26 protein-coding genes are annotated in these 24,319 nt (G+C 68.4%); 12 read left to right on the top strand and 14 right to left on the bottom strand.

What is annotated here, in order from left to right; all coding sequences use genetic code 11:
• Window positions 1-4: 4 nt before the first annotated feature.
• From ftsB to pyrG, 5 genes are read right to left on the bottom strand one after another with little or no spacing between them, the layout of a single operon-like run.
• Window positions 5-283, bottom strand: a complete 279-nt coding sequence (gene ftsB, locus AC57B8_RS29480) for a cell division protein FtsB (protein ID WP_070059525.1) — start codon at window positions 281-283, stop codon at window positions 5-7.
• Between the two features lie 15 nt (window positions 284-298).
• Complete coding sequence (gene eno, locus AC57B8_RS29475) at window positions 299-1,582, bottom strand: phosphopyruvate hydratase (RefSeq protein WP_062474653.1); 1,284 nt, start codon at window positions 1,580-1,582, stop codon at window positions 299-301.
• A 52-nt stretch (window positions 1,583-1,634) separates the two neighbouring features.
• On the bottom strand, window positions 1,635-1,925 hold the full coding sequence (locus tag AC57B8_RS29470) for a DUF1330 domain-containing protein (RefSeq protein ID WP_062474654.1): 291 nt from the start codon (window positions 1,923-1,925) through the stop codon (window positions 1,635-1,637).
• Entirely contained in the window at window positions 1,922-2,779 is an 858-nt protein-coding gene (gene kdsA, locus AC57B8_RS29465; protein ID WP_062474657.1) for a 3-deoxy-8-phosphooctulonate synthase, read from the bottom strand. Before kdsA ends, AC57B8_RS29470 begins: the two co-directional genes overlap by 4 nt.
• Window positions 2,776-4,458: a CTP synthase gene (pyrG, locus tag AC57B8_RS29460; RefSeq protein ID WP_139705616.1), complete on the bottom strand. Its 1,683-nt coding sequence runs from the start codon at window positions 4,456-4,458 to the stop codon at window positions 2,776-2,778. Before pyrG ends, kdsA begins: the two co-directional genes overlap by 4 nt.
• Before the next feature lie 124 nt (window positions 4,459-4,582).
• On the opposite strand from pyrG, the gene coaBC reads away from it, so the two are divergent.
• The 4 genes from coaBC (at window position 4,583) to AC57B8_RS29440 (ending at window position 7,399) form a co-directional block, all read left to right on the top strand.
• Entirely contained in the window at window positions 4,583-5,806 is a 1,224-nt protein-coding gene (gene coaBC / locus AC57B8_RS29455) for a bifunctional phosphopantothenoylcysteine decarboxylase/phosphopantothenate--cysteine ligase CoaBC (RefSeq protein ID WP_495304479.1), read from the top strand.
• Window positions 5,806-6,246 carry a hypothetical protein gene (locus AC57B8_RS29450; RefSeq protein ID WP_496481548.1) on the top strand — a complete coding sequence of 147 codons (441 nt, stop codon included), beginning with the start codon at window positions 5,806-5,808 and terminating at the stop codon, window positions 6,244-6,246. The genes coaBC and AC57B8_RS29450 overlap by 1 nt, the downstream gene beginning before the upstream one ends.
• A gap of 16 nt (window positions 6,247-6,262) precedes the next feature.
• Window positions 6,263-6,709, top strand: a complete 447-nt coding sequence (gene dut / locus AC57B8_RS29445) for a dUTP diphosphatase (RefSeq protein WP_062474662.1) — start codon at window positions 6,263-6,265, stop codon at window positions 6,707-6,709.
• Between the two features lie 189 nt (window positions 6,710-6,898).
• On the top strand, window positions 6,899-7,399 hold the full coding sequence (locus tag AC57B8_RS29440; protein WP_369647613.1) for a hypothetical protein: 501 nt from the start codon (window positions 6,899-6,901) through the stop codon (window positions 7,397-7,399).
• A gap of 70 nt (window positions 7,400-7,469) precedes the next feature.
• On the opposite strand, the gene AC57B8_RS29435 is transcribed toward AC57B8_RS29440, so the two are convergent.
• A complete protein-coding gene (locus tag AC57B8_RS29435) occupies window positions 7,470-7,994 on the bottom strand; it encodes an FKBP-type peptidyl-prolyl cis-trans isomerase (protein WP_369647612.1) in 525 nt (174 codons plus the stop codon).
• A gap of 14 nt (window positions 7,995-8,008) precedes the next feature.
• Here AC57B8_RS29435 and AC57B8_RS29430 point away from each other — a divergent pair, with 14 nt between their 5' ends.
• The 3 genes from AC57B8_RS29430 (at window position 8,009) to AC57B8_RS29420 (ending at window position 9,989) form a co-directional block, all read left to right on the top strand.
• A complete protein-coding gene (locus AC57B8_RS29430) occupies window positions 8,009-9,151 on the top strand; it encodes a JmjC domain-containing protein (protein ID WP_496481547.1) in 1,143 nt (380 codons plus the stop codon).
• The gene (locus AC57B8_RS29425; protein WP_496481546.1) at window positions 9,141-9,647 is read left to right on the top strand and encodes a hypothetical protein; all 507 of its coding nucleotides are present in this window, start codon (window positions 9,141-9,143) and stop codon (window positions 9,645-9,647) included. The genes AC57B8_RS29430 and AC57B8_RS29425 overlap by 11 nt, the downstream gene beginning before the upstream one ends.
• Window positions 9,648-9,740: 93 nt before the next feature.
• Window positions 9,741-9,989: a hypothetical protein gene (locus AC57B8_RS29420; protein ID WP_056583267.1), complete on the top strand. Its 249-nt coding sequence runs from the start codon at window positions 9,741-9,743 to the stop codon at window positions 9,987-9,989.
• A gap of 79 nt (window positions 9,990-10,068) precedes the next feature.
• Here AC57B8_RS29420 and AC57B8_RS29415 read toward each other — a convergent pair whose 3' ends face one another.
• The 8 genes from AC57B8_RS29415 to AC57B8_RS29380 all read right to left on the bottom strand — a co-directional run bounded on the left by AC57B8_RS29415 (window position 10,069) and on the right by AC57B8_RS29380 (window position 17,597).
• Window positions 10,069-10,848 (bottom strand): MBL fold metallo-hydrolase, encoded by a 780-nt coding sequence (locus AC57B8_RS29415; RefSeq protein WP_062474678.1) that lies wholly within the window; start codon window positions 10,846-10,848, stop codon window positions 10,069-10,071.
• A 5-nt stretch (window positions 10,849-10,853) separates the two neighbouring features.
• Window positions 10,854-11,930, bottom strand: coding sequence for an NlpB/DapX family lipoprotein (bamC, locus tag AC57B8_RS29410; protein WP_062474681.1), 1,077 nt, complete (start codon window positions 11,928-11,930; stop codon window positions 10,854-10,856).
• A 157-nt stretch (window positions 11,931-12,087) separates the two neighbouring features.
• Window positions 12,088-12,984, bottom strand: coding sequence for a 4-hydroxy-tetrahydrodipicolinate synthase (dapA, locus tag AC57B8_RS29405; protein ID WP_370680965.1), 897 nt, complete (start codon window positions 12,982-12,984; stop codon window positions 12,088-12,090).
• Between the two features lie 71 nt (window positions 12,985-13,055).
• Window positions 13,056-13,628, bottom strand: coding sequence for a class I SAM-dependent methyltransferase (locus tag AC57B8_RS29400; protein WP_095947305.1), 573 nt, complete (start codon window positions 13,626-13,628; stop codon window positions 13,056-13,058).
• A 43-nt stretch (window positions 13,629-13,671) separates the two neighbouring features.
• Window positions 13,672-13,815 (bottom strand): hypothetical protein, encoded by a 144-nt coding sequence (locus tag AC57B8_RS29395; RefSeq protein WP_167395003.1) that lies wholly within the window; start codon window positions 13,813-13,815, stop codon window positions 13,672-13,674.
• A gap of 41 nt (window positions 13,816-13,856) precedes the next feature.
• Entirely contained in the window at window positions 13,857-15,083 is a 1,227-nt protein-coding gene (locus AC57B8_RS29390) for an MFS transporter (protein WP_496481545.1), read from the bottom strand.
• A gap of 131 nt (window positions 15,084-15,214) precedes the next feature.
• Window positions 15,215-16,411 carry an MFS transporter gene (locus AC57B8_RS29385; RefSeq protein WP_496481544.1) on the bottom strand — a complete coding sequence of 399 codons (1,197 nt, stop codon included), beginning with the start codon at window positions 16,409-16,411 and terminating at the stop codon, window positions 15,215-15,217.
• Window positions 16,404-17,597, bottom strand: coding sequence for a serine hydrolase domain-containing protein (locus AC57B8_RS29380; protein ID WP_496481543.1), 1,194 nt, complete (start codon window positions 17,595-17,597; stop codon window positions 16,404-16,406). Before AC57B8_RS29380 ends, AC57B8_RS29385 begins: the two co-directional genes overlap by 8 nt.
• Window positions 17,598-17,687: 90 nt before the next feature.
• Here AC57B8_RS29380 and AC57B8_RS29375 point away from each other — a divergent pair, with 90 nt between their 5' ends.
• The 5 genes from AC57B8_RS29375 to AC57B8_RS29355 all read left to right on the top strand — a co-directional run bounded on the left by AC57B8_RS29375 (window position 17,688) and on the right by AC57B8_RS29355 (window position 24,312).
• Window positions 17,688-18,599, top strand: coding sequence for a LysR family transcriptional regulator (locus AC57B8_RS29375; protein WP_159272439.1), 912 nt, complete (start codon window positions 17,688-17,690; stop codon window positions 18,597-18,599).
• A gap of 74 nt (window positions 18,600-18,673) precedes the next feature.
• Window positions 18,674-20,662 carry a DNA topoisomerase IV subunit B gene (locus AC57B8_RS29370; RefSeq protein ID WP_496481542.1) on the top strand — a complete coding sequence of 663 codons (1,989 nt, stop codon included), beginning with the start codon at window positions 18,674-18,676 and terminating at the stop codon, window positions 20,660-20,662.
• A 33-nt stretch (window positions 20,663-20,695) separates the two neighbouring features.
• Window positions 20,696-21,631 (top strand): lytic transglycosylase domain-containing protein, encoded by a 936-nt coding sequence (locus AC57B8_RS29365; protein ID WP_354346271.1) that lies wholly within the window; start codon window positions 20,696-20,698, stop codon window positions 21,629-21,631.
• Between the two features lie 87 nt (window positions 21,632-21,718).
• Window positions 21,719-24,115, top strand: a complete 2,397-nt coding sequence (gene parC / locus AC57B8_RS29360; RefSeq protein WP_496481541.1) for a DNA topoisomerase IV subunit A — start codon at window positions 21,719-21,721, stop codon at window positions 24,113-24,115.
• Window positions 24,115-24,312, top strand: a complete 198-nt coding sequence (locus AC57B8_RS29355; protein ID WP_253252366.1) for a hypothetical protein — start codon at window positions 24,115-24,117, stop codon at window positions 24,310-24,312. Before parC ends, AC57B8_RS29355 begins: the two co-directional genes overlap by 1 nt.
• Window positions 24,313-24,319: the final 7 nt, after the last annotated feature.

The following is a 24,319-nucleotide window of genomic DNA, read 5'->3' as shown; positions in this document are numbered from 1 at the left end:
AGGATCAGTGCGCGATCTGCACGAAGACTTCGTTCGGTTTGACCATGCCGAGTTCCGCGCGCGCGCGTTCCTCGACCATCTCGAGGCCATCTTTCAGGTCATTGACCTCGGACGCCAGCCGTTCGTTGTTGAGGGCGGCCTTGGCGTTGGCGTCCTTCTGGTCGGCCAGCTGGGTCCTCAGCTGGGCGACCTCGCGCACGCTGCCGCGCCCGTTCCACAGCTGCCACTGCAGGATGACCAGCAGGAGCACCAGGATGAGAGGAGGGACGAAGCGCGCGCGCATGCAGGCTGCGAGGCGCTACTTGAGGTTGTAGAACGCGCCGCGGCCCGGGTAGACGGCGATGTCGCCGAGGTCTTCTTCGATGCGCAGCAGCTGGTTGTACTTGGCGATGCGGTCCGAACGCGACAGCGAGCCGGTCTTGATCTGGCCGGCGTTGGTGCCCACGGCGATGTCGGCGATGGTGCTGTCTTCGGTTTCGCCCGAACGGTGCGAAATGACGGCCGTGTAGCCCGCGCGCTTGGCCATCTCGATGGCGGCGAAGGTCTCGGTCAGCGTGCCGATCTGGTTGATCTTGATCAGGATCGAGTTGGCGATGCCCTTGTCGATGCCTTCTTGCAGGATCTTGGTGTTGGTGACGAACAGGTCGTCGCCCACCAGCTGCACGCGCTTGCCCAGGCGTTCGGTCAGGTGCTTCCAGCCGTCCCAGTCGCCTTCGTGCATGCCGTCTTCGATGCTGATGATCGGGTACTTGTCGACCCAGGTCGCGAGCATGTCGGTCCAGCTCTCGGCCGTGAGCGACAGGTTCTCGCCCGACAGCACGTACTTGCCGTCCTTGTAGAACTCGCTGGCCGCGCAGTCCAGGCCCAGGGCGATCTGTTCGCCGGCGGTGTAGCCGGCCTTGTCGATGGCTTCCAGGATGAGCTGGATGGCTGCTTCGTGGCTCTCGACGCTGGGGGCGAAGCCGCCTTCGTCGCCCACGGCCGTGCTGATGCCGCGGTCGCCCAGGATCTTCTTCAGGGCGTGGAACACTTCGGCGCCATAGCGCACGGCCTCGCGGAAGCTCTTGGCGCCCACGGGGATGATCATGAACTCTTGCAGGTCCAGGCTGTTGTTGGCGTGCGCGCCGCCGTTGATGACGTTCATCATCGGCACCGGCAGCTGCATGCCGCCCATGCCGCCGAAGTAGCGGTACAGCGGCAGGCCCGACTCTTCGGCCGCGGCGCGGGCCACGGCCATCGAGACGGCGAGGGTGGCGTTGGCGCCCAGGCGGGCCTTGTTGTCGGTGCCGTCCAGGTCGATCATCGTGCGATCCAGGAAGGCCTGTTCGCTGGCGTCCAGGCCCAGCACGGCTTCCGAGATCTCGGTGTTGATGTTCTCGACGGCCTTCAGCACGCCCTTGCCGAGGTAGCGGCTCTTGTCGCCGTCGCGCAGCTCGATGGCCTCGCGCGAACCGGTCGAAGCGCCCGAGGGCACGGCCGCACGGCCCATGGTGCCCGATTCGAGCAGCACGTCGCACTCGACGGTGGGGTTGCCTCGGCTGTCGAGAATTTCGCGGCCGACGATGTCAACGATTGCACTCATCTCTATCTCTTTCTCTGGGTCTCTTGGTGGAGTGGACTGGCAAAAAACGGAATCAAAGGCCTTCGACCGCGATCATGTTCATGATGGCGGCGCCGGCACGCGCTTCACGCGCCTTCAGGTATTCGGGCGTCTCGTAGAAGGCCTTGGCCTTCTCGAAGCTGGGGAATTTGAGCACGACCACGCGGGTGGGCTTCCAGTCGCCCTCGAGCGGCTGCACCTGGCCGCCGCGCACGCAGACTTCGGCGCCGTGCGCCTGCATCGCGACGCTCGACCACTTCTTGTATTCCTCGTACTGCGTCGGGTTGGTAACTTCGACGTGGGCAATGACGTAACCGCTGCTCATGCTTGAAAACTGTCCTCGAGGAAAGCGTTTTTCTTGGTGACCCGGTCGAGCGCGACGAGCGTCTCGAGCAGGGCCTTCATGTGCTTGAGCGGCACGGCGTTGGGGCCGTCGCTCAGGGCTTTGTTCGGGTCGGGGTGCGTCTCCATGAAGAGACCGGCCACGCCCACGGCCACGGCCGCGCGCGAAAGCACCGGCACCATCTCGCGCTGGCCGCCCGAGCTGGTGCCCTGGCCGCCGGGGAGTTGCACCGAGTGCGTGGCGTCGAACACCACGGGCGCTTTCGTCTCGCGCATGATCGCGAGCGAGCGCATGTCCGACACGAGGTTGTTGTAGCCGAAGCTGGCGCCGCGTTCGCAGGCCATGAAGCTGTCTTCGTCCAGGCCGGCTTCCTTGGCGGCAGCGCGGGCCTTGTCGATCACGTTCTTCATGTCGTGCGGTGCGAGGAACTGGCCCTTCTTGATGTTCACCGGCTTGCCCGACTGCGCCGCGGCGTGGATGAAGTCGGTCTGGCGGCACAGGAAGGCAGGCGTCTGCAGCACGTCGACCACCTTGGCGGCCTCGGTGATGTCTTCGTGGGTGTGCACGTCGGTCAGCACGGGCAGGCCGAGTTCGCGCTTCACCTTGGCCAGAATTTCGAGGCCCTTGTCACGGCCCGGGCCGCGAAAGCTCGTGCCCGAGGAGCGGTTGGCCTTGTCGAAGCTGCTCTTGAAGATGAACGGGATGCCCAGCGACGCCGTGATTTCCTTCAACGTGCCGGCCGTGTCCATCTGCAGCTGCTCGGATTCGACCACGCACGGGCCGGCGATCAGGAAGAAAGGCTGGTCCAGCCCGATGTCGAATCCGCAAAGCTTCATGCCACTGCCTTGAGCGTCTTGTTGGTGCTGCCCGCACCCTTGTCCTTGTGGTCGAGCGCCGCCTTGATGAAGGCGTTGAACAACGGATGGCCGCCCCACGGCGTTGACTTGAACTCGGGGTGGAACTGCACGCCCATGAACCACGGGTGCACGTTCTGCGGCAGCTCGACGATTTCGGTCAGGTGCTCGCGCTGCGTGAGCGCCGAGATCACGAGGCCGGCGTTGCGCAGCTCGTCCAGGTAGTTGACGTTGGCTTCGTAGCGGTGGCGATGGCGCTCGGTGACCACGTCGCCGTAGATGCTGTGCGCCAGCGTGCCCGGCGTGACGTCGGAGCTTTGCGCGCCCAGGCGCATGGTGCCGCCGAGGTCGGACTTCTCGTCGCGCGTCTTCACGGTGCCGTCGCGGTCCTTCCACTCGGTGATCAGTGCGATCACGGGGGTGGGCGTCTCGGGGTCGAACTCGGTGCTGTTGGCGTTCTTCAGGCCGGCCACGTGGCGGGCGTACTCGATGGTGGCGACCTGCATGCCCAGGCAGATGCCCAGGTAGGGCACCTTCGATTCGCGGGCGAAGCGGGCGGCCGAGATCTTGCCTTCCACGCCGCGCTGGCCGAAGCCGCCGGGCACCAGGATGGCGTCGTACTTGGCCAGGCGCGACACGTCTTGCGCCGAGATGGTCTCGGAGTCGATGTAGTCGATCTTCACGCGCGCATGGTTCTTCATGCCGGCGTGGCGCAGCGCTTCGTTGAGCGACTTGTAGCTGTCCGACAGGTCGACGTACTTGCCGACCATGGCGATCGACACTTCCTGTTGCGGATGCTCGACCTCGTACACCAGCTCGTCCCAGCGCGTGAGCTTGGCCGGCGGGGTGTTGATGCGCAGCTTGTCGCAGATCAGGCCGTCCAGGCCCTGTTCGTGCAGCATGCGGGGCACCTTGTAGATGGTGTCCACGTCCCACATCGAAATGACGCCCCATTCGGGCACGTTCGAGAACAGCGAGATCTTGGCGCGCTCGTCGTCGGGAATCGGTCGATCGGCGCGGCACAGCAGGGCGTCGGCCTGGATGCCGATGGCGCGCAGTTCCTTGGCGGTGTGCTGCGTGGGCTTGGTCTTGAGCTCGCCGGCGGCGGCGATCCAGGGCACGTAGGAGAGGTGCACGAAGGCCGAGTTGTTCGGGCCCATGCGCAGGCTCATCTGGCGCACGGCTTCCAGGAAGGGCAGCGATTCGATGTCGCCCACGGTGCCGCCGATTTCGACGATGGCCACGTCCACTTCGTGCGCCGTGCCGATGCCGGCGCCGCGCTTGATGTATTCCTGGATCTCGTTGGTGATGTGCGGAATGACCTGGACGGTCTTGCCGAGGTAGTCGCCGCGGCGTTCCTTCTCGAGCACGGTCTTGTAGATCTGGCCGGTCGTGAAGTTGTTGGCCTTGCGCATCCGCGTGTTGATGAAGCGCTCGTAGTGCCCGAGGTCGAGGTCGGTCTCGGCGCCGTCATCGGTGACGAACACTTCGCCATGCTGGAACGGTGACATCGTGCCGGGGTCGACGTTGATGTACGGATCGAGCTTGATGAGGGTGACTTGGAGGCCGCGCGATTCGAGGATCGCGGCGAGCGAGGCGGAGGCGATTCCCTTGCCAAGGGAAGATACGACACCACCGGTGACGAAGACAAATTTGGTCATGCCAGTTCCGGACGCGTGAATCCGGGCAGTGGGAAATTGCGATTATAGGTGTCCCCTTTGTGCCTCCACGGCCGAAGGCCATCCGGTTCCTGATCTTGTCGGTATGTGAGCAACAATATGTCCCATGCAAGATCTCGCCGGCAAACACATCGTCCTCGGACTCACAGGGGGCATCGCCTGCTACAAATCGGCCGAGCTGTGCCGCCTGCTCGTGAAGGCGGGCGCCACCGTCCAGGTCGTGATGACCGAGGCGGCCGAGCAGTTCATGACGCCGGTCACCATGCAGGCGCTCTCGGGGCGCACCGTCTACACCTCGCAGTGGGACGCCCGCGAGCCCAACAACATGCCGCACATCAACTTGAGCCGCGAGGCCGATGCGATCGTGTTGGCGCCCTGCAGCGCCGATTTCATCGCGCGGCTGGTGCAGGGCCGCTCCGACGAGCTGCTGAGCCTGCTGTGCCTGGCACGCCCGACCGACCGCGTGCCGCTGTTGATCGCCCCGGCCATGAACCGCGAGATGTGGGCCCATCCGGCCACCCAGCGCAACCTGATGCAGGTGTCGGTCGACGGCGCGACCGTGCTGGGCGTGGGCAGCGGCTGGCAGGCCTGCGGCGAAACCGGCGACGGGCGCATGCTCGAACCGGCGCAGCTGCTCGAGGACATCACGGCCTTCTTCCAGCCCAAGCTGCTGGCGGGGCAGAAGGTGCTGGTCACGGCCGGCCCGACCTTCGAGGCGCTGGACCCGATCCGCGGCATCACCAACCATTCGTCCGGCAAGATGGGTTTCGCCATCGCCCGCGCGGCGCGCGAGGCCGGTGCCGAGGTCACGCTGGTGGCCGGCCCGGTGCACTTGCCGACCCCGCGCGGCGTGAGCCGCATCGACGTGCTGTCGGCGCAGGAGATGCTCGAAGCCACCACCCGTGCTGCGCAGGCAGCTAGCATTTTTGTAGCAACGGCCGCCGTGGCCGACTGGCGCCCGGCGACGCACAGCGACCAGAAGATCAAGAAGGACGGCAGCGGCCAGACGCCGGTGCTGCACTTCGTCGAGAACCCCGACATCCTGCTCACCGTGGCAAAGAGCGAGCGTGCGCAGGCCAGGAAGCTGTTCTGCGTGGGCTTTGCCGCCGAGAGCGAGAACCTCGCCGAGCACGCCAAGGCCAAGCGCGAACGCAAGGGTATTCCGCTGCTGGTGGGCAACATCGGCCCGCTGACCTTCGGGCAGGACGACAACGCACTGCTGCTCGTGGACGCGAAGGGCGTGCGCGAGCTGCCCCGCGCGCCCAAGCTCCGGCTGGCGCGCGAGTTGATGACGGAGATTGCCGCGCGACTTCCTGATTGGAGGGCCTGATGAACACCGAATCCAACACACCACCCAACGGCGACTTCGCCCGTTACGTGGAGCAGCTGTCGGCGCGGGCCGGCCAATCCGCCCGCGTCCCGGGCAAGGAGTCCGAGCATGGGCTGGACGTCGGCATGACGCCCTCGCCCGGTGCGCAGGGGACCACCGTCGCACGGCGTGAATCGCCGGCTGGCGAGGCCGCGAAGGCTGACGGCAGCAAGGCCATCCCCCCGGGCACGCTCAAGGTGCTGGCCGGCATGGGGGCGATGGTGTTCCTGGTGCTGTGGGCCATCGGCGTGCCGCTCTCCGTGCTCGTCCTGGGCGCCGCCGCGGCGGCCTGGTTCGGCAAGCGTTTTCTCAAGGGACTCAGCCTGAGGCCCGGGGTCGCCAAGTGGCAGCAGGTGCTCGAAGAGGCCGCCCGCAGGCAAAAAGAACAGCAACAGAAATAAACAAGGCAGCAAGTCAGTGAAAGTAGACGTCCGAATCCTCGATCCGCGCATGGTGGATCAATTGCCCGCGTATGCCACCCCCGGAAGCGCCGGCCTCGACCTGCGGGCCTGCCTCGATGCCCCGGTCACGCTCGAACCCAATGCCTGGCAACTGGTGGGCACCGGCATCGCGATCCACCTGGCCGATCCGGCCTATGCCGCGCTGATCCTGCCGCGCTCGGGCCTGGGGCACAAGCACGGCATCGTGCTGGGCAACCTCGTCGGCCTGATCGACAGCGATTACCAGGGCGAGCTGAAGGTCAGCGCCTGGAACCGCAGCAACACGCCCTTCGTGCTGCAGCCGATGGAGCGGCTCGCGCAGCTGGTGATCGTGCCGGTGGTCCAGGCGCAGTTTCGTGTGGTCGCCGAGTTCGAGGCCTCGCAGCGCGGCGAGGGCGGCTACGGCTCGACGGGCAAGCACTGAGCCTTTGCCCCAGCAAAGCTGAAGGGCACCTGAGTATCCAAGGCGTAAAGAACGGAACCGCCGGCGCGTGGTTCGTCTCGAAGGTTTCAGCGTGTGTCTTTCGTCATCGCGGCTTCGGCTGAGGCGTTAGACACAGGCAGGCATGCAGCCCGTCCGGGCGCGTGCTGTTTTCTTCGAGGAGCCTCTTTCATGAACATCTCAACGCGCTTCATTTCCGTCACGGCGTCCGTGCTCGCACTGGCCACGCTCACGGCCTGTGTCGCGCCGGCCCCGGTTTACCAGACCTCGCGCTATCCCTACCAGGCCCCGCCGCGGGCGATCCAGTACCAGGAAGCGGCCTACGTCGAGTACGGCCACGTCGCCAACATCGAGGTGCTGCGCAGCGAAACCGCGGGCGTGGGCACCACGGGTGGCGGTGCCATCGCGGGCGGCCTCATCGGCGGCGTGGTGGGCAACCAGTTCGGACGCGGCAACGGCCGTGCCGCAGCCACTGCGCTCGGCCTCGTGGGCGGCGCCTTGCTGGGCAACACCATCGAGGCCCAGCAGAACGGCCCGCGCGCCTACGAGAGCTACCGCGTCTCGGTGCAGACCGACCGCGGCGGCTACCGCGCCTTCGACGTGCAAAACCCGGGCGACCTGCGCATCGGCGACCGCGTGCGCATCGACAACGGGCACATCTCGCGCATGTAAGCGGTCGGCCGCGCGCGCAAAGAAAAAAGCCGGGCACTGCCCGGCTTTTGCTTTGTGGGATGGCTGGGTGTCAGTGCAGCATCTGGCCGCCCGGTGCCATCGGCGGCACCTTGAAGAAGGCGGTGCCCGCCGTGCCGCGGCCGACTTCTTCTTCGGTGGCTTCGCGCACCGAACGCACCGTGATGTCCAGGCGGATCGCGATGCCCGCCAGCGGGTGGTTGCCGTCGAGCACGAGGTGGTCGGGGTAGATCTCGGCCACGGTGTAGATCGCATCCTTGGGGATGCCGTCGCTCACGCCCTTGGGCAGGGCGGAACCGTCGAAGGTCATGCCTTCTTCGGTGCCTTCGGGGAACAGCGTGCGCGGCTCCAGGAAGAGCAGCTGGTCGTTGAAGTCGCCGAAGCCCTGCTCGGGCTCGATCTGCAGTTGCACGCGCGCGCCGGGCTCATGGCCCTGCAGGGCGGCCTCGATCACGTCGAAGAGGTCGTCGCCGCCCACCATGAATTCCACCGGCTCGTCGAGCACGTCCAGCACATCGCCGAGCGTGTCTTTCATGGTCCAGGTCAGGCCGACCACGCATTGTTCAGAGATTTCCATTGCAGAATTCTCCCATGGAGATCAATCAACCGCTGCCCTTGCTTGGCGGCCTGAGTCCCGCGCAGTTCATGCGCCGGTACTGGCAAAAGAAACCCCTGCTGATCCGGCAGGCCGTTCCCTCGATGGTGCCACCGATCGACCGCCCCGCGCTCTTCGCGCTGGCGGAGCGCGAGGGCGTCGAGTCGCGTCTGATCCGGCATGGCAAGGCCGGCTGGTCGCTCAAGCACGGCCCGCTGACCCGCCGCGCGCTGCCGCCGCTGAAGCAGCCGGGCTGGACGATGCTGGTGCAGGGCGTCGACCTGCACCACGACGGCGTGCACGAGCTGCTGCGGCAGTTCCGTTTCCTGCCCGATGCGCGCCTGGACGACCTGATGATCAGCTACGCGAGCGACACGGGCGGCGTCGGCCCGCATTTCGACAGCTACGACGTATTCCTGCTGCAGGCGCAGGGCCGGCGCCGCTGGTCCATCGGCAAGCAGTCCGACCTGCGGCTGCAGCCCGACGTGCCGCTCAAGGTGCTCGAGCATTTCGAGCCCGAGCAGACCTTCGTACTCGAGCCCGGCGACATGCTGTACCTGCCGCCCAAGTACGCCCACGACGGCGTGGCGGTGGGCGACGACTGCATGACGTATTCCATCGGGCTGCGCTCGTCCGCCGTGGGCGAGCTGGGCGCCGACCTGCTGGCGCGCGTGGCGCAGGCCTACGCCGAAGACCTGGAAGACGCGGGCCCGGCCGAACTGGCGCGTTACCGCGATCCGTCGCAGCCTGCCGTGGAAGCCCCGGCCGCGATGCCGGCCGCGCTGCAGGACTTCGCACGCAAGGCCGTCGAGGCCGCGCTGCGCGACCCCGACGCCATCGACCGCGCGCTGGGCGAATCGCTCACCGAGCCGAAGGCCAACGTCTGGTTCGGCGAGGGCAACGAAGTGCCCGAGGTGCTGCGCGCGGTCGCGCTCGATCGCCGCACGCGCATGCTCTACGACGCGCGGCACGTCTACATCAACGGCGAGAGCTTCCGCGCCGGCGGGGCCGACGCCACGCTGATGCGGAGGCTGGCCGACCAGCGCGCGCTCGGTGCGCGCGAACTGGCCCGCGCCAGCGAGGGCGCGCGGGCGCTGCTGGGCGAGTGGTGCGAGGCGGGCTGGCTGCATGCCGAATGAAGGCGCCGCACCGGTACTGAGCGAAGGCCGTTTCGACGGCCGAGAGGTCTTCGCCGACCTCGTCCGCGGGGCGTTGTCCGCCGCCGCGCACCAGGGCTGGAACGAGATCGTCTTCAGCGACCCCGACTTCGCCGACTGGCCGCTGGGCGAGCGCGCCAGCATCGAGGCGCTGCAGGCCTGGTCGGCCAGCGGGCGCCGCCTGTTGCTGCTGGCTGGGCGCTTCGATCTGATCGAGCGCGGTCATGCGCGCTTCGTGACGTGGCGCCGCACCTGGGACCACATCGTCGAATGCCGCGCGGCAGGCCGCTCAGGCACGGCAGAAGAGGTGCCCAGCGCCTTCTGGACGCCCACCTGGTGCCTGCACCGCATCGACCCCGAACGCAGCCGCGGCGTCTGCAGCAGCGAGCCGCGTGCGCGGCGCGACCTGCGCGAAAGCCTCGACGAGCGCTGGCGCCAGGGCCGGCCGGCCTTTCCGGCCTCCACGCTCGGCTTGTAAGCCAATGCCGCAAATACACCCCGCGACATATCCAGGCGGGGTTGGCGGTCTAGAATTTTTTGGTTCCAGACCTTCATTGCCAAAGGAGTCCTCATGAAGAAGTCGTCGTCCGTCCTGATTGCCTCGCTGATCGCCGCTGCCGCCCTGGTGGCCTGCGGAAAGAAAGAGGACGCCGCCCCCGCGGTCGTGACCCCGCCGCCCGCTCCCGTGACCGAACCCGCACCCGCCGCACCGCCGGCCGCCGCACCTGCGTCGGCACCGTCGGCAGCCGCCTCGTCGGCCCTGGACGCCGCCAACGCCGCGACCGAAGCCGCCAAGAAGGGCGAGGCACCGAAGCAGTAATTCTGCTGCCAGGTCCGCACCATGCAAAAAGCCGCCCTCGGGCGGCTTTTTCATTGGGGGAGGGCAATGCCTCGCCTGCTCAGACGTCGAGCCAGGGCGAGCCTTCTGCGGCGGTGGCCGTGAGCATCTCGGCCTCGTCGCCGCCCAGCGCCTCGGCCATCAGGCGCCGCACGATCTCGGGCCGGTTGTTCTGCTCGCTCAGGTGCGCCGCGACCACGTGGCGCAGCCCGTCGTGAAGCACGGCGCGCGCGATCTCGGCGGCCGCGGTGTTCGACAGGTGGCCGTAGTTGCCGCCCACGCGCTGCTTCAGGAACGACGGGTAGGCCGAGCCGGCGAGCAGATCGCTGTCGTGGTTGAACTCCAGCAGCAGTGCATGCGCGCCGCGCAGCCGGGCCAGCACATGGCTGGTGGCGTGGCCCAGGTCGGTCAGCACGCCCAGCGTGCGGTTGCCGTCGGTGCAGCGCAGCTGCAGGGGCTCGCGGGCGTCGTGGGGCACGGTGAAGGGCTGCAGGCAGAGGTCACCGACCGTGAACTCGGCATCGTCGCGCGCCAGGTGCAGGCGGCCTTCGTAGTCGCGGCCACCGGTGGCGAGCCAGGTGCCTTCGCTCATCCAGACGGGGATGCGGTCGCGCAGCGACAGGGCATGGGCGCAACCGATGTGGTCGCCATGCTCGTGGGTGATGAAGACGGCGTCGAGGTCCGCTGCGGCCAGGCCCGCCTGGGCCAGGCGCCGGTCGAGCTGGCGGATGCCGAAGCCGCAGTCGACGAGGAGGCGGGTGGTGCGGCCGGCGCTGGTCGTTGCTTCGACCAGCGCGGCATTGCCCGTGCTGCCGCTGCCGAGGCTTCGGAAGCGGAGCATGGGGCTTACTTCAGGTCGTCGGCGATGACCTTGACGATGCGCTGCGCGTTGGCCGAGGTTTCGGGCGCGCCGGCGTCGTTCAGGACCGAGACCGTGGTGGCTTCGCCCTGGCTCTTGACCGAGATGCGGAACTTGATCGGCGCTTCGTCCTTCTTGGAGCTGAACAGCTTGCCGAAGAAGCCATCGTCCTTCTTGTCGGGGTTCGGCGTCACGTAGCGCACGTAGTAGGTGCCGGCGCTGCGATCGCGGTCTTCGACGGTGAAGCCGGTGCGGTCCAGGGCCAGGCCGACGCGGCGCCATGCGCGGTCGAAGCCTTCGCTGATCTGCACGACCGGCTGGTTGCCGACGGTGGCCACGGTGGCGGTCTTGGGCGCCGCGGTGGTCGCGGCGAGGATCTTCGACTGCTCTTGCGACACGCCGAGCTTGACCATCAGGCGGCGCAGGAATTCGGTCTCGAGCTCAGGATCGCTCGGGCGGGGCTGCCACACGGTCTGGTCCTGGCGGGAGTTGTTGTAGACCTCCTGCATGCCGCGGTGGCTGACGAAGATCTCGGTGCCGTTGGTGCTGCGCTCCAGGCGGGTGCGGAAGCGGTCGAGTTCGCCGGTCGAGTAGACCGAGTCGACCAGCTTGCCCAGCGTGCCGCGGATGATGTCCTGCGGCAGCTTGGCGCGGTTCTCGGCCCAGTCGGTTTCCATGATGCCCAGGTTGCGCTGGTCGGTGGTCAGCAGGAAGCCGTTTTCCTGCCAGAAGTCCTTGACGGGCTCCCAGAGCTGGTCGGGCGTGCGGTTGATGACGATCCAGCGCTGCGTGCCCGAGCGTTCCATGCGCACGTCGCCGATGTTGGCCACGGCGGTGGGGATGCCCGGTGCGTTCGCGATGCCGGCCTGGTAGGCGTTGGCGGTGACGGCGCCGCCCGGCACTGCGTAGCGGTTGTCGCGCGAGAGCTGGGACAGGTCGGGTGGGACTTCGAGCGTCGGGGCCTTGCCTGCGCTCTTGTAGTCGATCTTGTCGCTCTCGAGGACGGAGCAGGCGGCGAGGCTGGCAACGAGGGCCAGCAGTGCAAGTCGCGAAATGTTCTTCAACGTCGTCTTCCTTGGTGGAATGGTTCGGTCAATCGATGGGCCCCAGCGCCCCGCCCTCTCTGAGCACTGTTGCGGCAAAAGGTTGCTTGACCTTGCTGCGAACAGGGGAAAAGGGCGGACGGGAGCCGGTGTGATCGGTGGGGAAACCCGGGCTCGGTCAGTCCTTGAGCAGGCCGGTGGCGCGCAGGGCGCCCTCGACCGCCGGGCGGCTCGCTTCGCCGAGTTCCGTGAGCGGCAGCCGCAGGGCGCCGCCGCACAGACCCAGGCGGGCCATGGCCCACTTGAGCGGGATCGGGTTGGGTTCGACGAACAGGTTGCGGTGCAGCGGCATCAGTTCGAACTGCAGCTGCATCGCGCGCTTGACGTCGCCGGCCAGCGCGGCCACGCACAGCTCGTGCATCTTGCGCGGCGCCACGTTGGCCGTGACGCTGATGTTGCCCTGGCCGCCGCACAGCATGAGCGCGACCGCGGTCGGGTCGTCGCCGGAGTAGACGGCAAAGTGCTTCGGCAGGTCGCGGATGAGCCACTGGGCACGCTCGATGTTGCCGGTGGCTTCCTTGATGCCGATGATGCCGGGCACCTGCGCCAGGCGCAGCACGGTGTCGTGCGCCATATCGGCGACGGTGCGGCCGGGCACGTTGTACAGCACCACGGGCAGGTCGCCGACGGCTTCGGCGATGGCCTTGAAGTGCTGGTACTGGCCCTCTTGCGTGGGCTTGTTGTAGTAGGGAACGACCTGGAGCTGCGAGTCGGCGCCGACGCCCTTGGCGAACTTGGCGAGCTCGATGGCTTCCTTGGTCGAGTTCGCGCCGCAGCCGGCCATCACGGGCACGCGGCCCCGGGCCTGCTCGACGGATACGCGGATGATTTCGCAGTGCTCTTCCACATCGACCGTCGGCGATTCGCCGGTGGTGCCGACCACGCCAAGGCAGTCGGTGCCTTCGTCAATGTGCCAGTCGATGAGCCGCCGCAGGGCGGGGTAGTCGACACTGCCGTCGTCGTGCATCGGCGTGACGAGCGCGACGATGCTGCCTGTCAGTTGCTCCAAGGGAATCTCTTTGTCGGTGGACGAAAGCGGCCATTCTACTGACTCCGGCCGGGCCGGAGACAGTTGTGTCGGCCAGCTCAGCTGGCCTTCAGGAAGTGGCGCGGCGGGGCGCCCGCGGCCGCTTCGCCGGGCCGCACGGCGGCGATGCGCTGGACGAAGCGCGCCGGCTCCGGCAGGAATCCGTCTTCATAGGCGATCACCTGCAGGCTGGCGCAGGCCCCGAGCAGCTCGCCCGGCTGCAGCAGGAAATCGGGCCGCGAGGGCTTGCCGACGGTCTCGTTGCCGGCGGCGAAGGTCTCGTACAGCAGCACGCCGCCCGGCGCCACGGCGGCCACGATGTCGGCCATGCGCGGGCGCCAGAGGTAGTGGGTGACGATCACCGCGCCGAAGCGCTGGGCCGTGAAGGGCCAGGGGCCCGATTCGATGTCGGCCGCCACCACGCGCCCGAAGGCGCCGGCCGCCTCGACGGCCTCGGGCGCCCGGTCGACGCCGGTCGCTGCATGGCCGCGCCCGGCGAACCACTGCATGTGCCGCCCGGACCCGCAGGCCACGTCGAGCACCGTGGCGTTCGGCGCAAGCAGGTGCGACCAGCGCACGATCCATTCGGAGGGCGCCGTGCTCGCATGCACGGGAATTGCTACATCTTTCATAGTGGCCTGGGCCCGGCTTGCGGGCATTTCGGGGCGAAGTCGTTCAGAAACAGGACCACACCTGGTCGACCAGCGTGACCAGGAACGTCGGATGCACGTACAGCGCGAACACGCCGCCCAGCGCCGCCAGCACGGCGGCGAGCCAGGCGGCTTGGGCCAGGTAGTGGTTGCGTGTGCGGGGCGTCATGGCGATGGCTCCTTGCAAACAAGACAGAAAGGCGCGAGCCGTCAGCCCGCCACGGCGACCGGCCGGACCGCGCGCGCGATGGCGCTTTCCTTGACCGGCAGGTTGATCAGCGCCGCGAACACGCCCAGCGCGATCGAGATGTACCAGACGATGCTGTAGCTGCCCGTCGTGTCATACAGGAAGCCGCCCAGCCACACGCCCAGGAACGAACCCACCTGGTGGCTCAGGAACACGAAGCCGCTGAGCATCGACAGGTGCGCCACGCCGAAGATGCCCGCCACGATGGCGTTGGTGGCCGGCACGGTCGACAGCCACAGGAAGCCCATCGCCGCCGAGAAGACGTACACGCTCAGCGGCGAGATCGGTGCCAGCAGGAAGAGGGCGATCGACACCGCCCGTGCAAAGTAGATGGCCGCCAGGATCTTGGGCTTGGACAGCTTCTGCCCCAGCAGGCCGACCGTGTAGGTGCCGAACACGTTGAACAGCCCGATCAGCGCCAGCGCGTAGCCCGCCACTTCGGGCGACAGGTTCTTGTCGCGCAGGTAGGTCGGCATGTGGATGCCGATGAAGGCCAGCTGGAAGCCGCAAACGAAGTAGCCCGCCATCAGCAAGCCGAAGCTCGGGTAGCGGAAGGCCTCGCCCACGGCCTGCAGCACCGATTGGTCACGGTGGCCGGCCAGGGCCGCGGTCTTGGGCTCGCGCAGGCCGAAGGCCAGCGGCACGATCACCAGCACCAGCACCGCCACCACGGCCAGCGCCGTCTGCCAGCCGAAGGCGCCGATCAGGCGGCCTTCGATGGGCGCCATCAGGAACTGGCCGAACGAACCGGCCGCCGCCGCCACGCCCATCGCCCAGGAGCGCCGCTCGGCCGGAATCTGCCGGCCGATCACGCCGTAGATCACGGCGTAGGTCGAGCCCGCCTGCGCCGCGCCGATCAGCACGCCCGCGCTCAGGGTGAACAGCAGCGGCGTCGGCGAATGCACCATGCCGAAGAGGCCCGCCGCGTACAGCAGCGAGCCGCCGATCAGCACGCGGAACGCGCCGAAGCGGTCGGCCAGCATGCCCGCGAACACGCCGAAGATGCCCCACGACAGGTTCTGCACCGCCAGCGCGAACGAGAAGGTCTGTCGGTTCCAGTCCTGCGCCTGCGTGATGGGCTGCAGCCAGAGGCCGAAGCCGTGGCGGATGCCCATCGAGAGCGTGACGATCATGGCGCCGCAGAACAGCACCTGCTTGATCGAAAGGGTGGGAGCGGGGGAGGCTTGCATCCTTCGAATGTAGCGAAATGGATGCTGCGGCAGGTGGCGTGGCGGCCAAGGCCATTGATGATTTGTGGGCGCGGTTTCGATGCGCGGACGGCATCAAAGAAAGAAGGCAGGCACGCGGCCTGCCTTCGGGGTCAGCGCGCCGGTGCCGCCGCCGCGCCGCGCGCACCCGGGAATCCGTGCTCGCAGGCCCGCCACGCCAGCACCAGCCCCGGTACCAGCAACGCCAGCAGCGACCAGGGCAGGCTGCCCGCGCCGCCGCCCTGCAGCAGCAGGCCACCCGCCAGCCCGCCGCCGGCGATGGCGAGGTTCCAGGTCGTCACGACCATCGACTGCGCCACGTCCGCCGCGTCGCCGGCGGCCTGGGCCGAGGCGGTCTGGAACAGCGTCGCTGCGCCGCCGAAGGCCAGGCCCCAGACCGCGACCGCGAGGTACACGCCCGCCGTCGATCCGCCCGCCGCGGCGAGCATCAGCGCCGCCAGCGCGAAGGCGGCCGTGCCGGCCAGCACCAGTGTGCGCAGCCAGCGGTCGATCAGCATGCCCGTGAGCCAGATGCCGCCCAGCGACGCCGCGCCGAACACCAGCAGCACCCGCCCGACCTGCGCGCCGAGCCCGGCGTGCGCCAGGAAGGGCGCGATGTAGGTGTAGAGGATGTTGTGCGCCAGCACGAAGGCGAACATCACGGCCAGCACCGGCCGCACGCCCGGCAGCAGGAACACGCGGCGCACACTTTGCTGGCGTCCAGCGTCTTGGCCGGGGAAGTCGGGCACCTGCCAGCGCACCCAGCCGAGCAGCAGCACCGACAGCGCCGACATGATCAGGAAGGCCGGCCGCCAGCCGACGCTCGCGCCCAGCAGCGTGCCGGCCGGAATGCCCAGCGACAGCGCCAGCGGCGCGCCCAGCATCGCGACCGCAATGGCCCGGCCCTGCTGCGACGGCGCCACCATGCGCGCCGCGTGCCCGGCCAGCAGTGCCCACAGCAGGCCCGCGAACACGCCGGCGAAGAAGCGCGCGACCAGCGTCAGCGTGTAGTCGTGCGACAGCGCCGTCACTGTGTTGACCACCGCGAAGCCGCCAATCGCGCCCATCAGCAGCGGCCGGCGGCGCCAGCCGCGCGTGAAGGCCACCAGCGGAATGGCCGCCACCAGCGAACCCAGCGCGTACACGGTGACGAGCTGGCCGACCAGCGCGGGCGCCACGCCCAGGTCGGTGCCGATCTGCGGCAGCAGGCCGGCCGGCATCGCCTCGGTGAGGATGGTGATGAAGCCGCCGGCCGCCAGTGCCAGCAGGCCCGACAAGGGGAGCGGTGAGGAAGAGGTCGCGTCACGCATAGACGGCGTCCCTCAGTTCGGTGACGAAGCGGCCCGACATGCCTTCGTAGAGCGTGTTCGTGAAGGCCACCACGCTGAGCCCGCGCGCCCGGTCGACGAACCAGGCATGGCCGTAGGCGCCGCCCCAGCGCCAGGTGCCGGGCGATTCGGGCGTCTGCGTGGGCTGCGGGTCGTGCAGCACCGAGAAGCCCAGGCCGAAACCCCAGCCCGGCGCGTCCGTCGGCCCCCAAGCGCCCGTGTGGTTGCGCCCCATGGTGTCGACGGTGGCGGCGCCCAGCAGCGGGGCGCCGCCGGTGCGCAGCGTGTCGAGCAGGCGCAGGAAGTCGCCCGTGCTGCCGACCATGCCGGCGCCGGCCGAGGGCCAGGCGTTGGCGTCGAAGGCGCGCGCCGGGTCGAAGCGGATGCCGACGGCGCCCTCGAACGGCGTGGCGACGACGGGGCCGTCCATGCGCTGCGGCGGCGTCGCGTCGGCGCCGTTCACATAGGGCGTGGCCAGCCGCGGGTCGCCGGGTGCGGCGGCGAAGCCCGTGTCGTGCATCTGCAGCGGCCCGGTCACCAGCGTGCGCACCGCTTCGGGCAGCGGCAGGCCGCTGGCCGCCTCGACCACCGCGCCGAGCACGTCGATGGCCAGCGAATAGAGCCATCCGGTGCCGGGCGGGTACAGCAGCGGCACGGCGGCCAGGCGTTGCAGGTTGCCGGCCAGCGTGAGGCCGTCGTCGCGGTCCATGCCGTCCGACACGCCGGCGCGCGCGTACAGGCCGTCGTCCGAACTTTCGAGGAAGCGGTAGCCCAGGCCGGCCGTGTGGGTCAGCAGCTGCCGCAGCGTGATGACAGCTTCGCCGCCATCGGGAAGGCGCGGGCGGAAGTCCGGCAGCCAGCGCGTCACCGGGGCGTCCAGGTCGAGCCGGCCCTGGTCCACGAGCACCATCGCGGCGGTCGAGACGATGGGCTTGGACACCGAGGCCAGCCGGAACAGCGCGTCCTCGCGCATCGGCCGGCCGGCCTCGCGGTCGGCCAGGCCGGCGGCGCGCCGGTGGACGAGGCGGCCACCGCGGCTCACCAGCACCACGGCGCCAACCAGCCGCTGCTCGGCCAGCGCGCGGTCGATGGCCGCGTCGATGCGCGACGGGTCTGGGCCCTGCCACGCAGGGGTGAAAGTGGGGGAAATATCGGGGAGAAAGGTCATGCGGCCAACGATAGGAAGAAGCCGACTTCGGATAAAGACGGCTACAGTTCCGCTCAATGCGGATGTTTGAGTCCGCAATGGAGATTCCCCATGGACAGCCTCAGCGGCTTTGCCGTCTTCGTTCAGGTCGCCGAGACCCGCAGCTTCGTCGCGGCCGGGCGCGCGCTCGGCGTGTCGGCCTCGGCCGTGGGCAAGCGCGTGGCGCGGCTCGAGGAGCGGCTGGGCGTGCGCCTGTTCCACCGCAGCACGCGCAGCATCACGCTCACCGCCGAGGGCGCGCTGTTCCTGGCGCGCAGCCGCCGCGTGCTGGCCGAGATCGAGGCCGCCGAGCAGGAGCTGTCGCACGCCGCCGAGGCGCCGCGCGGGCGGCTGCGCGTGAGCCTGCCGCTGGTCAGCTCGCTGGTGCTGCCGGTGCTGGCCGACTTCATGGCCGCCTACCCGGCGATCGAGCTCGACCTCGACTTCAGCGACCGCCTCGTCGACGTCATCGAGGAGGGCTTCGACGCCGTGGTGCGCACCGGCGAGCCGGCGGATTCACGGCTGTCGTCGCGCCAGCTGGGCGAGTTCTCGCAGCTGCTGGTGGCCTCGCCCGCGTACCTGGCGCGCCACGGCACGCCCGCCTCGCCGGACGACCTGGCCCGCCACGCCTGCCTGCACTACCGCTACCCGGCGACCGGCAAGGTGGAGGTCTGGCCGCTCGCGCCCGGGCCCGACGGCAGCGAGGTGCGCCCGCCGGTCTCGATGATCTGCAACAACATCGAGACCCGGTTGTGCTTCGCCTTGCGCGGGCGCGGCATCGCCTGCCTGCCCGACTTCAGCGTGCGCGCCGCGCTGGCCGAGGGGGCGCTGCAGCCCGTACTGGCCGACCACCTGCTGCGGCCCCGTACCATCGCGTTCCGCGTGCTGTGGCCGTCGGGGCGCCATCCGTCGCCCAAGCTGCGGGCGTTCATCGATTTCCTGGGCGCGCGGATGTTCGGTCCGCCCGCAGAAACTCCCGCCTGATGTGCGAAAAGACCGAAGCCGGTGCCTGTATGGGTATCCAGTCATTTCAACCCAACTGACTACAATCCGCCCCCATGGCGACTTCCCCCAAGACATCTTCAGACTCCGCTTCCGGCTATTCGGAAGGCTCCATCCGCGTGCTCAAGGGCCTCGAGCCCGTGAAGCAGCGCCCGGGCATGTACACCCGGACCGACAACCCCCTGCACATCATCCAGGAAGTGCTCGACAACGCCGCCGACGAAGCGCTGGCGGGCTACGGCAAGAAGATCAAGGTCACGCTGCACACCGACGGCTCGGTCAGCGTCGAGGACGACGGCCGCGGCATTCCCTTCGGCCTGCACCCCGAGGAAAAGGCCCCCGTGATCGAGTTGGTCTACACCCGGTTGCACGCCGGCGGCAAGTTCGACAAGGGCTCGGGCGGCGCCTACAGCTTCTCGGGCGGCCTGCACGGCGTGGGCGTGTCGGTGACCAACGCGCTGTCCAAGCGCCTCGAAGTCAGCTCGCACCGTGAAGGCTCGGTCGCCAAGCTGGCCTTCAGCGCCGGCGACGTGATCGAGGCGCTCGAGATCCGCAAGCTCGAAGCCGGCGAACGCAAGCAGGGCACCACCGTGCGCGCCTGGCCCGACGCCAAGTACTTCGAGACCGCCGCGCTGCCCATGGGCGAACTCACTCACCTGCTGCGCAGCAAGGCCGTGCTGATGCCCGGCGTGAGCGTCACGCTGGCCGTCGAGAAGACCGGCGAAAGCCAGCAGTGGCTCTACAAGGGCGGCCTGAGCGACTACCTCATGCAGACGCTCAACGGCGACCCGGTCATTCCGCTGTTCGAAGGCAGCGGCCATGCCGACAAGAACGCCGACAACTTCGCCGAGGGCGAGGGCGCCGACTGGTGCGTGGCCTTCACCGAAGACGGCCAGCCGGTGCGCGAGAGCTACGTCAACCTGATTCCCACCAGCGCCGGCGGCACGCACGAAAGCGGCCTGCGCGACGGCCTGTTCAACGCGGTGAAGAGCTTCATCGAGCTGCACTCGCTGCTGCCCAAGGGCGTGAAGCTCCTGCCCGAAGACGTGTTCGCGCGCGCCTCGTACGTGCTCAGCGCCAAGGTGCTCGACCCGCAGTTCCAGGGCCAGATCAAGGAACGCCTGAACTCGCGCGACGCCGTGCGCCTGGTGTCCAGCTTCGTGCGCCCCACGCTCGAGCTGTGGCTCAACCAGCACGTCGACTACGGCAAAAAACTGGCCGAGCTGGCCATCAAGGCGGCCCAGACGCGCCAGCGCGCCGGCCAGAAGGTCGAGAAGCGCAAGGGCTCCGGCGTGGCCGTGCTGCCCGGCAAGCTGACCGACTGCGAGAGCAAGGACATCAGCCACAACGAAGTCTTCCTGGTCGAGGGCGACTCCGCCGGCGGCAGCGCCAAGATGGGCCGCGACAAGGAAAGCCAGGCCATCCTGCCGCTGCGCGGCAAGGTGCTCAACACCTGGGAGGTCGAGCGCGACCGCCTCTTTGCCAACACCGAAATCCACGACATCTCGGTGGCCGTGGGCGTCGATCCGCACGGCCCCACCGACACGCCCGACATGAGCGGCCTGCGCTACGGCAAGATCTGCATCCTGTCGGATGCCGACGTGGACGGCTCGCACATCCAGGTGCTGCTGCTCACGCTGTTCTTCCGGCACTTTCCCAAGCTCATCGAAGCCGGCCACGTGTATGTCGCAAAGCCGCCATTGTTCCGGGTCGATGCGCCCGCGCGCGGCAAGAAGCCGGCCTCCAAGGTCTATGCGCTGGACGAGGGCGAACTGACCGCCACGCTCGACAAATTGCGTAAAGATGGCGTGCGCGAAGGCGCCTGGAGCATCAGCCGCTTCAAGGGCCTGGGCGAAATGAGCGCGGAACAATTGTGGGAAACCACGCTCAATCCGGACACCCGTCGCCTGATGAAGGTCCAATTGGGGCGGTTCGATTTTTCGTCCACCCAGGGCGAGATCACCAAGCTGATGGGCAAGGGCGAAGCGGCGGCGCGGCGCGAGCTCATGGAATTGCGCGCAGACGACGTCGATATCGACGTCTGACAGTTTCCTTTTTCTTTCCTTCTTCTCACACGCATGTCGGTTTTCAAGCGTTCGCTGTGGTTGGCCCTTCTGCTGTGCATGCAGCAGGGGCTCGCGCACGCGACCGACATCTACGGCTACATCGACAGCAACGGCGTGGCGCATTTCGCGGCCGAGAAGGTCGACGAGCGCTACAAGCTCTTCTTCCAGGGCGGCCAGAGCTTCGACACCGCCAAGGGCCTGTCACCGATGGGCCGCGGCAGCATCAACCGCCGGCTCGACGGCAAGGTGTCGCCGGCGTCGCAGAACCTGCTCGCCATGTTCGAGGCCTCGCCCGGCTACAAGACCGCCAAGGCGGCGCTGCGCGATGCGTCGAGCAAGCACGCCATCGATTACGAGCTGCTGCAGGCGCTGGTCGCCACCGAGTCGGGCTTCGATGCCAAGGCTGTCTCGCCGAAGGGCGCGATGGGGCTCATGCAGCTCATGCCGGCCACCGCGCAGCGCTACGGCGTGGCGACGGACAAGCGCGGCACGATCGAGAAGAAGCTGTTCGACCCGCACATCAACATCGCCGCCGGCTCGCGCTACCTGCGCGACCTGATCGCGATGTTCCCGGGCCAGATCGAGCTCGCGCTGGCCGCCTACAACGCGGGCGAGGGCGCGGTGCAGCGTGCGGGCAACAAGATCCCGAACTACAAGGAAACGCAGAACTACGTGCAGACCGTGCTGCAGCTGTATGCGTACCTCAAGCCCTCGGCCGTGACCGTGGGCGGCAACCTGCGCAGCGGAAGCGGCAGCAGTGGTGGCAGGACGCCCGGGCGCATCCGCATGGAAATGTCGGTGCCCAAGGGCGGCGCGATCGGGCGCGGCAACATGCCGTCCGAGTCGCCGCGCAATGTGCCGACCATGCCCGATATTCCCGAGCCGTCCGACGTGCCGACCAGCGCGGTGGAGCCGGGCGACGCTTCGCCGCCGTCGCCGCTGTCGTGATCCCGCAGGCCGCCATGCACCCCACTTTCATTTTGGGCTGAGCGCGAACGCACGCCGCCCGTCACTGTTTTTCTCTCTCTCTTCTTCATGGACGACTCTCAACCTCCGCTCGACCTTGCAGGCCCCACCGACGGCGACACCACCCTCACGCTGGCCGACTACGCGCAGACCGCCTACCTCGAATACGCCCTGAGCGTGGTCAAGGGCCGCGCGCTGCCCGACGTGTCCGACGGCCAGAAGCCGGTGCAGCGGCGCATCCTGTACTCGATGTCGCGCATGGGCCTGGGCTTCGGCGGCACCAACGGCACCGTGGGCGCCAAGCCCGTGAAGAGCGCGCGCGTCGTCGGCGACGTGCTCGGCCGCTTCCACCCGCACAGCGACCAGGCCGCGTACGACGCGCTGGTGCGCATGGCGCAAGATTTTTCGCAGCGCTATCCGCTGGTCGACGGCCAGGGCAACTTCGGCAGCCGCGACGGCGACGGCGCCGCGGCCATGCGCTACACCGAAGCGCGCCTGGCCCGCATCACCAGCCTGCTGCTCGACGAGATCGACGAAGGCACGGTCGACTTCATTCCCAACTACGACGGCAGCACCGAAGAGCCGCGCCTCTTGCCCGCGCGGCTGCCGTTCACGCTGCTCAACGGCGCCAGCGGCATCGCCGTGGGCCTGGCCACCGAGATACCGAGCCACAACCTGCGCGAGATCGCCGACGCCTGCGTGGCGCTGATCAAGTCGAACGGCAAGCTCAGCGAAGAAGAACTCTTCGCCCTCGTGCCCGGCCCCGACTACCCGGGCGGCGCGCAGATCATCAGCAGCGCGAGCGACATCGCCGACGCCTACCGCACCGGCCGCGGCTCGCTCAAGGTGCGCGCGCGCTGGAAGATCGAAGACCTCGCGCGCGGCCAGTGGCAGCTCGTGGTCAACGAACTGCCGCCGGGCGTGAGCACGCAGAAGGTGCTCGAGGAAATCGAGGAAATCACCAACCCGAAGGTCAAGGCCGGCAAGAAGGCGCTGTCCACCGACCAGACCCAGCTCAAGGCCGCGATGCTGTCGGTGCTCGACGTGGTGCGCGACGAGTCGAGCAAGGACGCCGCCGTGCGCCTGGTGTTCGAGCCCAAGACCTCGCGCATCAGCCAGGACGAGTTCGTGACCACGCTGCTGGCGCAGACCTCGCTCGAGACCTCGTCGTCGATCAACCTCACGATGGTCGGCATCGACGGCAAGCCCACGCAGAAGTCGCTGCGCCAGATGCTCAACGAGTGGATCGCGTTCCGCGAGATCACCGTCGAGCGGCGCTCGCGCCATCGCCTGGACAAGGTGCAGGACCGCATCCACATCCTCGAAGGCCGGCAGCTGGTGCTGCTGAACATCGACGAGGTGATCGCCATCATCCGCGCGGCGGAAGACCCGAAGGCGGCGCTGATCGCGCGCTTCAACCTCAGCGAACGCCAGGCCGAGGACATCCTTGAAATCCGGCTGCGCCAGCTCGCGCGGCTCGAGGCCATCAAGATCGAGCAGGAGCTGGCCGGCCTGCGCGACGAGCAGAAGAAGCTCGAAGACATCCTCTCCAGCCCGGCCACGCTGCGCCGCCTGCTGGTCAAGGAAATCGAAGCCGACGCCAAGACCTTCGAAGACCCGCGCCGCACGCTCATCCAGGCCGAGAAGCGCGCCGTGGCCGAGGTGAAGGTGGTCGACGAGCCCGTCACCGTGATCGTGTCGCAGAAGGGCTGGGTGCGCGCGCAGAAGGGCTGGGCCAGCGAGAAGGCAGCCGGCAACGGCGGCGCCGCGCCCGAGTACAGCTTCAAGTCGGGCGACACGCTCTACGGCGCCTTCGAATGCCGCAGCGTCGACACGCTGCTGGTCTTCGGCAGCGCCAAGGACAAGAGCGTGCGCGTCTACACCGTGCCCGTGGCCTCGCTGCCCGGCGCGCGCGGCGACGGCCAGCCCGTCACCACGCTCATCGAGCTCGATGCCGGCACGCACGTCACGCATTTCTTCGCGGGCCCGGTGGGCGCCTGCCTGCTGCTGGCCAACACCGGCGGCTACGGTTTCATGGCCACCATCGAGAACATGATGTCGCGCCAGCGCGGCGGCAAGGCCTTCATCGACGTGGGCGAGGGCGAGCAGCTGTGCCGGCCGTCGCTGGTGGGCGGCGCGAGCGGTGCCGAGCCGATGCCGGCCGCCACGCACGTGGCCTGCGCCTCGAGCGGCAAGCGCATCCTGACGTTCGACATCACCGAGCTCAAGAGCCTGCCCAAGGGCGGTCGCGGCCTGACGCTGATCGACCTGGAGGCCAAGGACACATTGGCCGGTGCGGTGGCCTACACGCGCAGCGTGCGGATCGAAGGCATCGCTCGCGGCGGCAAGGAGCGCGAAGAAACGCTCGAGATCCGCTCGCTCAACAACGCGATGGGGACCCGCGGGCGCAAGGGCAAGGTGGCCGACCTCGGGTTCGCGCCGGCGAGCGTCGTGCGGGTGCTCTGATGCTGGGCGGCATCGACATCAGCATCCTCGGCGTGATCCTCGCCGTGGTCACGGGCTTCGGCAGCTACATCCTGGGGCGCCGCATGCGCGAGAAGCGCCAGGGCAAGCGGCGCGCGAAAGACCGCGCCGCCGCGCAGGCCAACGAGACGCGCCAGGTGCGGCGCGCACGCGAGCGGCGCGAGCAGGAAGGCAAGTAGGCAGGCA

The organism is Variovorax sp. BGA-UO-ETr-C22, from assembly GCF_059567965.1.
This window is presented reverse-complemented; position numbering and strand designations above follow the sequence as displayed.